This window comes from Bartonella koehlerae C-29 (assembly GCF_000706625.1).
GTDB classification, from domain to species: Bacteria; Pseudomonadota; Alphaproteobacteria; order Rhizobiales; family Rhizobiaceae; genus Bartonella; species Bartonella koehlerae.
On sequence record NZ_KL407334.1, the window covers coordinates 1,451,407 to 1,464,916 of the forward strand.

Consider the following 13,510-nt stretch of genomic DNA (forward strand, 5'->3'; position numbering starts at 1 on the left):
GTGCTTTTGAAAAGCGAATTTTTTAAAATTTCAACGATAATGAAAATACAACACCGCATTCTACAGTCAACATTTGTTATTACTGATCACTAATATGTCAAAAACAAAACTTTTTATTAGTGTGGATATAAAGCTAAAATAGCGCACTTTGTTTAGAGTGATATGTGGCCTCGTTGCGACTTAAACTACAACTACAACAGAAATGCTGTTCTCACTTTAAAACAATAAGTAATGCATTCTTCTCTCTCAACCTGAAGAGATTAAGAGTCTGACTTAATTCTTATCAAGTTTGGTGAAATAGATCTCAAAAAAGAAAGAAATCAACGGAGAAATTTAATAAGAAAGAATAAAATTTACATAATTTTTGCGTAAACGATAAACAAGAAAAATCAAGAAATCACATTTTTGCAAAAAAACTAATCCAAGTCAACTAGAATGAGATGCCTGACCTTCTGCTCTGTAATTTAATACAAAATCGTTCAAGCATCTACTTTATTGTCATTCTGAAGCGTTTTTCCTTTCTAGGATATATTGCTTTTCCCCTCTCTTCTTTTGACGTATGCCCCTGTCACGCTTTTTAGCCATCCTAACAAGGATACCTTAAAAAATCTGATAATGTCACACCACACTGTTAAGAAAGCTGATAAACACTATAAACATGAACAGTATCTGTAAACATGATCTCTGTAAGCCATTAAAAATGCACATAACGAATCATACCACCTTCACAGAAGCATGTTTGAACATTAAGCATTTTATTTATTATCAGACCATCCACACCACAAATTGTTAAACTCATTCTCATATCTAGATCAAATAGAGAATCATATGAAACCATTCGCGATCCTATAAAAAATATTTTTATGTTCTTTAACTATCATTTTCCTCAAAAAGAAGGAGAGAAAAAGATATGTGAAATATGCTAGAGCAATAGTTGGCATCATAAAAATGAACTTAAGCTATACTAATTAAGGAATTTCAGTGATAGTGAAGCTTTTTGACTAAAAAAAATCCAAATAGAACTAAAAAACTCAAGTAGAAGATATAAAAAATTCAGAAAAATAATGAATCTGTCTCAAAAAATCAGAAGAAAACATTAGAGAAGCAAGCGGAATCAGCAGAAAAACAAAAGCCGGGCTTTAAGGCAAAGAAAATTATCATTTTAAATACAAATGCAGCCGTATTCAATAATCAACCTAACCTTCCAACAATTGAAATATTATGATTTTCAAAAAATATTATCCAAAAAGCAATTCAAATACAAGGCACCAATATACTCGAAGAAAGGCTATTTGATTTTACCAAAAAAATATCTTAAGAAAAACGCAGAAAAAACTAGCAATCACTCTACAACAGAGCAATGTCTTAACTTTATTTTTCCCCTAAAAGATCATTCAGTTGGCTTTAATGAAGTGTTAGAGTTGTCTCTTTGCATTTTAGCCTTAAAGCCACAATATTTAGCACTCTACATCTTCCCATCCAAAACAACATGCAAAATGCTTAAAATAAAATAATGAAAGTTGTATATTTCTGTTCCTTTTCTTATGCTTGTTAGATTGCATTTACGGAAAGCTTCTCCTCCTATTCTTTCAAACCTCATGACCCTCTCATATTCCTAACAAGTGCCTCATGATTTTTTTAGATCCAATATTATTTTTCTCTATTTCATCTCGCAAATTTTGTTATTTTTTCATAAAAAGTAAGAAACATGATAAAGTGCATATAAATGACAAATTATGAATATCACTGCTCTCCCAGAGAACAAATGTTCTCTGCATTCATCTTATTCTTCCTACTTTTTCTGTCGGATCATTATGACCAATTTATTTTCCTCATCTCATAAAACTTCCTTGCTAACACCAGACCATTTCGATGCCTATTCTTTGAAGATATTTTATCTAGAGACCTCATTTTCTTAACTAATGCCTCCTCCAAAATTGTTTGAGTAATATACGCATCACCACAAAGATTGGCATTGTCATCAATGACTATCTTTACATAAGTGTGAGCATTAGCAAAAACTGCAGCCTCACCAACAACTCAATAGTCGCCTTAATAAACAAAACTTACCTCTCTTCATTTACAGCCTCCTACATCAGCTCTTCTCAACATTTCCAAAGTCTTTTAGAATGCACAATATGGATATAATCACTTTTTTGCTTCATCCTTAGATTTAATCTTTTCCTGATGTTGCTGCATAACTTCTTCGTACTGTTTAACTTGTCGTTTCAGCTTTGCAATCGCCTGATCGCGTCTTTTAATCACCATATTTTGCTCTCTAATTGCTCTATCTCGTTCTTCTGTTATCTTTATAGAATCCCTTAAGAATTCATGCTTTATATTTCTTGCTTCTTCTTGAAAAGCTTTAGCCTGATCCCGATAATACAAAGCAAATCGCAATATAACACCGCTGAAAAGCAAAACAACAATCATTATTACCCATAAAACTTCGTTTATACTCATTTTGATCTCCTTAAATTACAGTAAAAGATGTGTTTTGTTTTGCTCTCTATCAAAAAAAGAATGCAAAAAGCCATATGTGCCAAGTATGATAAATCACTCTCGACATACTTATTTCCTCTACAAAAACAGGCTAATAAATGTCGTAAAGCAGCTCTACTCCATACCCTCACGTCCATTGGATTTATTTACACCAAAAGCAAGAACATAATTGATTTCAAACAACGCTCACGGTGGAAAATACTCAACACTCGCCTTACTTCCATTGTTCTTACTTGCCTCTTTTGCACCATGGAGAATACAGCAACATATGTAAATCTTTTCGTCATTGCGCAAATCTTCACAATCACAAACCTCGGCATTACAGTAAATTTTTGCCTTTTTACGAATCTTTACATGACCGCAAACTAAAGCGCTGTCATAAATCTGAGATTTTGCGAAAAATTTACGTGCCTTACCATAAACTTCAGAAGAATTTGTGATACAGACATGGTCATAAACTTCTGCATCACCATAAATATATGCATTACCACTCCCTTTGGAATGAAAGATAACCTTTACCTTATTGGAAACATGCGCACTTCTGCGAACTTTTATAGGACCATACGCTTGTGCGTTGTCATAAACAGCAGTAACGCTAGACATAAACGACATATAATATATTTGCGCATTATCATAAACATAGTTTCCATTGCAAATATAAGAATCATTATAAAATCTGGCATTCTTAAAAACATATCGATCTTCGATAAAAGATCTACTCCTTGTACCACATTCTAACCAATAATTAGCTTGATCTCTAAAATCATCAAAACCACTTTTCTTGAAGTTTACGAAATCTCTCAACACACGCATGTGATACACCATATAACGATGACCCCATTTATTAAAACAAAAGGAAAAACAGCATTTTTACCCGTGAATTTGTATTTCTACAGCCATAATTCTTTTCCTTAAGGCTGCAAAATTCGGCTGTGTTCGCACACCACCTTAACGCGCAAACTTCTTACAAATGTCAATTTTGGAGTATATCTTGATTTATAATGCCACTGCGTATACTATCAGGATAGTACTTTATGAACGCACGAATGCGTATTTCCATTTCTGGTCATACGTGTCCACCCTGTAACAATCGTAGAACTAAGCAACCGTTTTTATTGATTCAAATCCGAAAGTGTATGGGGGCATTTTATTACTAATTAAAAAAAACTCTGTATCCTTCATAAGCGAAGATCTCCGCATGGATATTTTCACGCTCCTTTATCATATATTCTGAATTTGCAACACGATAATAACGCTATAGCGTCAATGTGTAAAGGTCTAAAAATGACAAAGACTGAAAAAGATTGGTTCCAACGTTTAATTGAACTGATAAAAAGTGATGGACGAACGATGATCGAAATAAGCAAAGCAGCAGGCTGTGGACAAAACTACGTACAACAAATGATAAAAGGAGGGAAAAGACCCTCTGTAGATAAACTCATGGCTCTTCTTAATACACTCGGAAATGCTAGCGCCATATATGTAATAACAGGTTTTAACATCTCCGATGAAGATTTAAAACTCATAGCTTTGATTTCGTCTGGAGATAAAAAGAAGATTGAAGCTTTAAGTCTTCTGCTGACTGAGAAGAAGCAGTAACATTTTCTACTCTTTCCAATATCTCCTGCTTTTGAGTTTTAGACAAAGCCTCCCATTTTACAATAATATGCGGTAAAACTTTCTCAAAGTTTTCTTCATTCTTCATATTTTTCTCCAATATAGTCGAATTAAATAACGCTAAAGCGTTCACACATACCCCCATACCTGAGAAAAAACTAATTGCAATAGGCAGTATGGAATCAGTTGTGTAAACAAACTGGTTTTTATAAAATTAGGTGGGATTTTATTGGTTATGTACCATGATGAGACAAAAAACATCACACGGTCCAAACTTCTTTATAAAACAATTGACATCATCACTCTTATCAACAACGTTGATAATGCTGTTCAGATCTTGTGAGTCGAACCAATAATTAACCGATGTAAAAATATCTGTGAAGATTTTACTGAATTCTACGTGAGAGAATGAGAACAGGCTTACTTTAAAAAAAGTAATATATCACGATTCTATTCCACACAACACTACTTACTGTTTTTTAAACAACATTGCGAAACAAAAATATAACAATGCGATATGGATAGTTCTTATGAACAGCAACGTTGCCTACAACTTTTTTCCCCTGTTTTTCAAAAGAACCTCTCTCTCCTCTGCAAGTGCCCTCAAAGTCTGACGCAGAGATCTATCATAAATAGAGACGATGATACTTAAAAAGAGACAATAGATCAAGTATTAATGAATTTTACTTTAAGCAAAAATAATGAACTGGCCAACAGATTTACATAAATAAGGAAACTTATGAAAAATATAAAGAGTTCTTCACAATCAACACAGGAAAAGAGTTTTGGTTAGCAGCATATTTTAAAAAAGTACTTATTGTCTTATCAGGATAAAATAAAAAAAGACCTTATAGATTGTTTTTTTATGACGACTCAAGCTACAAATGAAATAGAATAAGTCATTCTTCCAGCAAAAATCATAATAAAAAGCATCGACTTACTTTCTCAAGGACTCCAAAAATAAAGCAATGCATTTAAAAAGCATCATAATGGAACAAAAGTGTCAATTTACTGATAAAACAGTCAATATTTGTAATCATAATTTACATTGTATCCGTACGTTGAAAGACTTCGCAAAAATCAGAGCGGTGTTTTAGGAAACTAAAAACAACAAAAATATTAAATTTTAATCATGAAAAATGTCGGATTTTCCGCATCATAAAAGTTTTAAACAATGTGCGTTATTCATAGCGATATTCAACTTTAGAATAAATCTGGTTGTGGAAATGGTTAATCATAACACCTGTGTCTTAGACAGTACATCAATTTACAATGAAATGAACATTTTGAAGAATACACAGACTTACGATGACATCACTTCAACTAGAAAAAATGAAGAAGTAGAAATTCACTGATAGAATTCATATAATCTCAAGAGATTGGCTCCTAACGATTAAATAATTATTTTCAATATATGCATTGTTTGACGTCAAAGATAAATTATGCATAAAAAAGTTGTAGATGTGGCTCAGCGTCCACCCCGTGAACATGAAGTAATCAATTATGCATGTACTTTAAAAGAAGTCCAAACAAAGTTGCAAATTAAGAGAAATCAAGCCCATTGATGAATAGCTTACCTCTCTTAAAACAAAGTTCCAAGAGTAATTTCAACAACCTATCCAGACAAATTATTAAATATGTCAAAAAATAAATATGACAAATTTTCACTTTCTTAAGTTATAAAGACTTCACCCCCTCCTCATCTTATTAAACACGTTCTCCAATATGATCAATTTTATAATAACGCGCATTGCTTATGAACCATAGAATAAGCAGAACCTATGGAATGCAAGAGCTTATTAATACCAACAAAAGTGCTCTTGCCGAATCATAAAGACTCCATCTACCTCAAATAAAAAACTTGTTACGGGTTCATTGACATTGTCACTCAAAGAGCATTTTAAGCGTGTTAATTGCTATAGCCTAGCAAACACAAACAAAGAAAAAGCATTCTAATAAAAATTTCCTATGCCATAGGGGAAATTCCTAAAGAACAATAAAAACACTTATTACAATAGACGTTGAAAGATACAAAAAACTTTAACAATCTCTCAAATTTTCTGAACGCGTTCAATGGTCTTTTTAAAGATAAGCCAAACTGATGGCAAAAACTCTCCTCAAAAACAGGGGTGACTTCCTGGCTTGGACAAAGATAAAGTAAATTCCAAACACATATCTATCTCCCCATTTTACCTAAACCAAGCGTAACACTTAAAACTGATTCTCTTGAGACACAACCTGCCTTTTATGATAAGGTGTACAGATTAAGGAAATCAACCGCAATACGTAGTGCCCCAATTCAGATACAATGGAAGCACAGCTTAAAGCACTTTTTGCTGAATTAAGAGATACCGTTCCTTTATAAAATAAACACTGACCACAAAAACTTTCTCTTAAATCAATAAAAAATCTCTCCCAAAATTTGGAATAATAATCCTCATAATGAATGTAAGTCTGACAGAAGGTTTTGTCTAAGTAAGAAGAATGGGAAAAGGGTAAGAATATGTGATAACATGTTGTTTTTATAAAAATTTTCTATTATTCATAAAGATTCCCTATTATCAAGTGCATTCGTCATCAAAGATAGTTTTGTAAGAAGACAGTAAAAAAGATATTTAAAAAAATACAAAAAAAACATACAAAACTAGGTGAAGAGCTACAATAAAAGAACAATCATAAAGTTCTCTAACTGCTAAAAAAGCTCTTCATTCTATTAAGCATTGGTGGGCCCGGAGGGACTTGAACCCCCAACCAAGCGGTTATGAGCCGCTGGCTCTAACCAATTGAGCTACAGGCCCCACAAACAATTTCTCTCTAGACTAAAATTTTTTATGCTACAAGGGCTTGATCAAATTATAAACCACCTTTTTCTCTTTTTTATCGATTTTTTTTCTACTACCCTAATTTCTTTACAAGAACTCCACAAAATGAAAAGATAGTCAATCAACAAATGAAAAGGAATAGATATGAAAAAAGTAATTTTCAAACCATTGCAAAGTTATCCAATTAAAATAACTATGATAACACTTACACTGCTAGCAGCTTCGCCTATCACACACGCTGAAGAAAGTAAAATGAAAAATGCAACTATTACGGTTACTGCAACCGGTGAAAATCAAGCAACACCAGATATGGCAATTATCAATTTCGCTGTTGTTACACACAATAAAACTGCCCAAAAAGCATTAGCGGACAATAATAAATCTATGAATGATATTGTAAACGCTTTTAAGAACAATGGCATTCAAGAAAATGATCTGCAAACATCAGGCTTGTCCATTTATCAATCTAACCAAGGTAAACATCACGAAAAAAAGAACAATGGAAATGGAATTGTCTATCATGTTTCAAATTCTTTAACAGTACGCATTCGTGATCTTTCCAACGCCGGGAAAATATTTGATCAAGCAATGGCGCTTGGCGTTAATTCAGTGCATGGCATTACCTTTACCAATGCCGATACAAAACCATTCTATCAAGAAGCACGGAAACAAGCTATTACTGAAGCGATTGAAAAAGCAAAAACTATAGCAGAGGCTGCTAATTTAAAATTAGGAAAAATTATTAAAATCAATGAAACCGATGACAATTATTATTCAAGGCCACATTTAATGAGCAAGACAGTAAATGCAAGCTACACAGATACAGCTTTTTCAAGTGGTGAACTAAATTATAACGTGAGTGTCACCGTAGTATTTGCTATCAATTAAGTCATATAATATTATCAATCACCGAGTAAAACAACCTTATTACCGGTTTTCATAGAGAATGCCGGTGATATCTTAAAGGTAATCTTCTTCAGAAGACAATTCATCTTCATAAATCTATATTTGTTTACGCACAAAAAATTGTGTTTGATGGACTGTCTGATAATTTCTTGACACCAGTGGATGCCACCAATAAAGATCTTTCCCCTCATAAATTAATTGATAAGTACAACTTTCCGGAAGCCAACGAATCGTTTTAATCGTTGCAATATTCAACGATATACAATCTAGAACAATTGATCACAGTGAACATAGCCCCGACACCAGCAAATTTTACCATCTAAAAGATAACAAGCAACACTGGTGGCATAGATATCTCCAGTATCATCATCTTCCACTTTGTGTAGACAACAACGCCCATAGCCATCATAAAGACTCTCCCTCTCAGAAAGGGAAACCTCTTCTAATTTTTTTTTACTTTCTAAAAGGAAGCCTTTTTATCCATAACAGTAGCCACAGTTTTTCCAAATAAGAGAAGCTATCAAGAAGCGAAAGAAATAATTTAAATCTCCATAATTGTATACATTTTTATCTATTAAAAAGAATATCCTATTCAATACATTGCCTCAAGACAATTTTCTTAAAGCTCAGCTTAGTAAAAATGGAAAACACTTTAAACACACATCTGTTGTGAACAAAACATAAATAAAGCTTGTATATACAATGATACATATTGCATTCTTGAGGCTTTGCACCTTCAATTAAGATTTGAAAAAAAGATAGGAAGATCATAATATACCATTGTTTAGAGAACAAAATCGTTCTCGAACTTTAAAAATGAAATGCACACGACCTAAAAGAATACTATAATTCAATCGAAATTTTTCATATCCACATACAAACATAACCGCTTTTATGAATGCCTCCGCACAAAAAACTTTACCTTCTCTTCAAAAAAATAGATGTAATCTGATTTAAGGATTCTTATATATTATCTCTGTTAATAAACTTACCAGTGCACGCAAGATAACGCTCTAGATATATCTACTCTTTCAAAAAATGACCTTATAATTTCAGGCCGCTTTATAAACCATAATACAAGATAACAAAATCAAGAAAACATTTTGACAATGCAAATTCTGTAAAAAATATTCAACATCCAATCTTTTATCTTTGGCCGAAAGATACCTCAAGAACTACATGATATACCTCTCTTTCATCCATCTTCATCAATAAAGTATACATCTTTGAAAAAATACAACACTGTTAAGAATCAAGAAAACTACGCAATTTGCGTGAACGACTGGGATGCTTTAACTTACGAAGCGCCTTTGCTTCAATCTGACGAATGCGCTCGCGTGTCACTGAAAACTGTTGACCAACTTCCTCCAACGTATGATCAGTGTTCATTCCTATACCAAAACGCATTCGCAAAACACGTTCTTCACGTGGTGTTAATGAAGCAAGTACACGAGTTGTTGTATCACGCAGATTAGCTTGAATAGCTGCATCTATCGGCAATAATGCATTTCTATCTTCAATAAAATCACCCAAATGGGAATCATCTTCATCACCAACGGGTGTTTCAAGTGAAATCGGTTCCTTTGCAATTTTAAGAACTTTTCGCACTTTTTCTAAGGGCATAGAAAGTTTACTAGACAATTCTTCTGGTGTAGGTTCACGTCCGATTTCGTGTAAAATCTGACGAGATGTGCGAACAATTTTGTTAATTGTTTCAATCATATGAACAGGGATACGAATGGTGCGTGCCTGATCAGCAATTGAGCGTGTAATTGCCTGACGAATCCACCATGTTGCATAAGTTGAAAACTTATATCCACGCCGGTATTCAAATTTATCTACTGCCTTCATCAAACCGATATTGCCTTCTTGAATAAGATCAAGAAACTGCAGACCACGATTAGTATATTTTTTTGCAATTGAAATTACGAGACGTAAATTAGCTTCCACCATTTCCTTTTTTGCAATCGTTGATTCGCGCTCACCTTTTTGCACCTGTGTTACAATCCGACGAAATTCGCCAATCGAAATAGCCGTTTCTTGTGCCAAATGTTGTATTTCGCTGCGCAAAATTTTAATTTCTTTCGCTTCACGCGTAGAAAACTCTTTCCAACCACGTCCAGACAAAGTTGCAATATAATTAACCCAATCTGCATCCAATTCACGACCTTGGTATTCTTTTAAAAATTCCTCATGACTAACACCATAATTATTAGCAATCCGCTTCAGCTTACCTTCATTATGAATCAATCTCTTATTGATATCATAAAGCTGCTCAACCAAAGCCTCAATACGATTTTGGTTCAAAGAAAGAGATTTTACTGCCTGAACCAATTCGCTTTTCAATTGAATACATTTTTTCTTCTGTGAAGGTGAAAGAGCTCCCTCTTTACACTCTGCCAAACTACTTTCAACATGCTGATCTTGTAATTTTCGCAATTTCACATAGGTTTCAGCAATAAAATCCAAAGTTTCCATGACCTGAGGACAGAGCTCATTTTCCATTGCAGCAAGCGATAAATTAACATCATCGTCTTCCTCATCATCCTCCTCGATACCTATATCTCGCGCAATATTCTCCATATCACGCATGCCAGAAGAAGACTTTTGCTCTTTTACCTTTTGGACTTCATTTCGTTCAATAACAGGAGCCTGCTTAGCTTCTGGACCTGCATAAGTCATTTCAAGATCAATAATTTCACGAAGTAGAATACGCTGCTCTTTTAATTCTTCACGCCAGATAATAAGAGCCTGAAAAGTTAAGGGACTCTCACAAAGCCCAGCAATCATTGTTTCACGCCCTGCTTCAATACGCTTAGCAATGGCAATTTCACCTTCTCGTGAAAGGAGCTCAACAGCACCCATCTCACGCAAATACATGCGCACTGGATCATCGGTGCGATCTATTAGCTCACGCCTGGCTGTCGTTACAAGCGCATTGCTCGTAACCTCTACTAAATCGCCCCCCTCTACCGTAACCTCTTCTTCATAATTCTCAGACTCACCCTCATCATCCACGACATTAATACCCATCTCCGAGAACATCGCCAAGGTATCTTCAATTTGTTCAGATGTAACCTCATCAGGAGGAAGAACTGCATTCAGTTCATCCATTGTTACATAACCATTTTTTTTGGCAAGTTTAACCATTTTTTTGATGGCATCATCAGAAAAATCGAGAAGAGGACTATCCACACTCGCTTGGGTCGTTACTTCTGTATTGTCTTTCTGTTTAACCTTTGTTGCCATACCGTTAACTCCACTTGATCACTCTGCAAATTCCACGTGACCAGTTTGTTGCGTTCCCACTTAGCGTATCAATAACTTCCCATATATACTTCTCTACTTCCTCTGAGAAGAGATCTCTCTTAGAAACAAATACATTTTGTATACGCTCTTCACTCACAGAAAAACACGGGAAAACTCCGGAAGCTTCCCCGACACCTCTCAGCCTTTCTGAGATAATCTCTGCACGCTATAGTAAGAACCAATTTCCCGCTATTCCTAAAATTTAGTCATCATTTTTTATAAATGCAGCTCTACATAAAACTTCCTTACACTCGGCCTTAGGTGACTGATTCGCTCTTAAAAAGCGAATCATTTTATCTTATCTTGCTTATTCCCGTCTATTTCTTCATCAAACCAACTTCCAAATCCTTCAATTAAGGCTTCTGTTGCTTGCATCTGTTCCAGTTCTACTTTTATTTCACGCAGCAGATCAAACACCTCACTCTTAGGATTTTCTACGAGTTGCTCTTCAATATCTTGTAATCTCTTATGTAGGTGGTATTCTTGAAGATGCAAGTAGATGGCTTGTTTTAATATAGTACGGGCATCTTCTATGGGAGCACCAGCAAAGATGGTACGCATACCTATATTTTTCACAAGATTTTTCATGAGCTCTAAAAGAGCTTTTTGCCCTCTTTCTTCTAAAAGTGCAACCATTGTTTCTTTATCATGAAGTTGCTGATTTCCAAGAATTTCCAACATGGATTGATGAAAGCCTACTAATTGAGTGTTTTGTAACTCCAACTCAGCAAAAACTTCAAAATTTTCATACCATAACTCAGGATAATAAGCTAAAATCAATAAAATGACGGCCTCACGCAGAGGAATAGAGTGCGAAGAATTACGTACGATGTCTGAATTTGCCAAAACAGAAAACGATTGATCTTTTAATACCCTATTTGGGGAGAATTGATGAGAGTGTCCAGAAATTTTTTTGTTCGAAAAAGAGGGATGAAAAAAGTCAAAAAGTCGTTTCTTTATATCCTGCAAATAATAACGTCGTATATCTTCATCCTTAATCGTAAAAATTTGCTGTTTGAGTTGTTTTTCTAACGCTGCTCGCGCCTCTGGAATTTCAAAATTCTTTCCATGTGTAGCGCGCCACCATAAAAGTTCAATCAATGGAATTGATTTTTGTAAAAAAGAAGTAAAAAGCTCTGCACCACCAATGCAAATAATTTCATCTGGATCTTTACCTTGTGGCAACAAAACAAAGCGCACAGACACCCCAGCTTTTAAAAGAGGTAACACACGATTAGCAACACGAAAAGCAGCCTTTAAGCCGGCATCATCTCCATCAAAACACAAAATTGGATCGGTCCCCATTTGCCATAAAAGCGTAATTTGCGCTTCTGTTAATGCTGTGCCCAAAGGGGCTACAGCTCCCTCAAAACCAGCTTTAGTCAATGCGATGACATCCATATAGCCTTCAACAACGAGGAGTGAGCGATTTTTCTCATCACCAACCAAGCGGCTATTTCTGCGAGCAGACGCTGCGTTATAAAGCATATCTCCTTTATGAAACAACGCTGTTTCAGGGCTGTTAAGGTATTTTATCCGTGTATCTTTCTCTAACGCACGCCCTCCAAAAGCCACAACACGTCCACGTAAATCCTCAATAGGAAACATAATACGATTTCTAAATCTGTCATAGGAAATCGTTCCATCTTCACCCATTTTGAGAAGTCCACAATCTTCCATTTGTTTTATTGAAATACCACGCGCATTCAAAGCTTCTTTCAAAGCTGTATGCCTTGCCGGAGCAAAACCAATCCGAAAGCGCTCTGCAAGTTTTGGCGTTACACCACGTGCATCAAGATAACGACGCGCCTGCGCACCTACTTTATCACGTAAACTATATTGAAAAAAATCCGTAGCGATCTTCATAACATCATAAAGATCAGCCTTTTCCATTTGGCTCTTACGACTCTGTTGATCAAAAAGAGGGAGTTTTATTCCCGCAAAATCAGCCAAACGCACTACACTTTCTGAAAAATGCAATCCATCAAGCTCACAAAGAAAAGTAAAAATGTCACCACTTACACCACAACCAAAACAATAATAACGGCCTTTATGGTCATCACAATGAAAGCTTGGTGTTTTTTCACCATGAAATGGACAACAACACCAAAAATCCCCCCGCGAAGGTTTACTTTTTTGAGGATCAAATGTTACCCTCTGGCCAATAACTGTTGAAATTGGCAATCTTGTACGCAGTTCATCAAGAAAATCAGGCGAAAAACGCATTATCTCTCACAGAGTTTTAAAATTCTTTTTTGCATATTTAACGACTTTAGAGCATAATTCCAAGACTTCCTCTTAAGAGGTTGAAAAATTTTAAAGACTGAGCAGCATACGATTTGAGAAAAGGAGAG

The 13,510-nt window shown here is 34.9% G+C and carries 7 protein-coding genes, 1 tRNA gene and 1 pseudogene; 2 read left to right on the forward strand and 7 right to left on the reverse strand.

Translation table 11 applies throughout. The features are described from left to right. Nucleotides 1–2,148 precede the first annotated feature (2,148 nt). Nucleotides 2,149–2,463: a hypothetical protein gene (locus O9A_RS06245; RefSeq protein ID WP_034459780.1), complete on the reverse strand. Its 315-nt coding sequence runs from the start codon at nucleotides 2,461–2,463 to the stop codon at nucleotides 2,149–2,151. Between the two features lie 225 nt (nucleotides 2,464–2,688). Continuing rightward, a complete protein-coding gene (locus O9A_RS08405) occupies nucleotides 2,689–3,315 on the reverse strand; it encodes a hypothetical protein (protein WP_245262475.1) in 627 nt (208 codons plus the stop codon). A gap of 471 nt (nucleotides 3,316–3,786) precedes the next feature. Here O9A_RS08405 and O9A_RS06255 point away from each other — a divergent pair, with 471 nt between their 5' ends. After that, the gene (locus O9A_RS06255; protein WP_034460272.1) at nucleotides 3,787–4,101 is read left to right on the forward strand and encodes a helix-turn-helix domain-containing protein; all 315 of its coding nucleotides are present in this window, start codon (nucleotides 3,787–3,789) and stop codon (nucleotides 4,099–4,101) included. On the opposite strand, the gene O9A_RS08410 is transcribed toward O9A_RS06255, so the two are convergent. Continuing rightward, entirely contained in the window at nucleotides 4,025–4,207 is a 183-nt protein-coding gene (locus O9A_RS08410) for a hypothetical protein (protein WP_084790515.1), read from the reverse strand. The genes O9A_RS06255 and O9A_RS08410 overlap by 77 nt on opposite strands. Nucleotides 4,208–6,840: 2,633 nt before the next feature. Beyond that, nucleotides 6,841–6,917: transfer RNA gene (locus O9A_RS06260), tRNA-Ile, on the reverse strand. Nucleotides 6,918–7,085: 168 nt separating this feature from the next. On the opposite strand from O9A_RS06260, the gene O9A_RS06265 reads away from it, so the two are divergent. Beyond that, on the forward strand, nucleotides 7,086–7,829 hold the full coding sequence (locus O9A_RS06265; protein WP_034459783.1) for an SIMPL domain-containing protein: 744 nt from the start codon (nucleotides 7,086–7,088) through the stop codon (nucleotides 7,827–7,829). 72 nt (nucleotides 7,830–7,901) lie between these two features. Here O9A_RS06265 and O9A_RS08415 read toward each other — a convergent pair. The 3 genes and pseudogenes from O9A_RS08415 to dnaG form a co-directional block, all read right to left on the reverse strand. After that, nucleotides 7,902–8,299: pseudogene (locus O9A_RS08415) on the reverse strand (YcgN family cysteine cluster protein); the annotation flags it as partial. Nucleotides 8,300–9,092: 793 nt separating this feature from the next. Further along, nucleotides 9,093–11,096, reverse strand: coding sequence for an RNA polymerase sigma factor RpoD (gene rpoD / locus O9A_RS06270; RefSeq protein WP_034459786.1), 2,004 nt, complete (start codon nucleotides 11,094–11,096; stop codon nucleotides 9,093–9,095). 348 nt (nucleotides 11,097–11,444) lie between these two features. Then, entirely contained in the window at nucleotides 11,445–13,382 is a 1,938-nt protein-coding gene (gene dnaG / locus O9A_RS06275) for a DNA primase (protein ID WP_034459787.1), read from the reverse strand. Nucleotides 13,383–13,510: the final 128 nt, after the last annotated feature.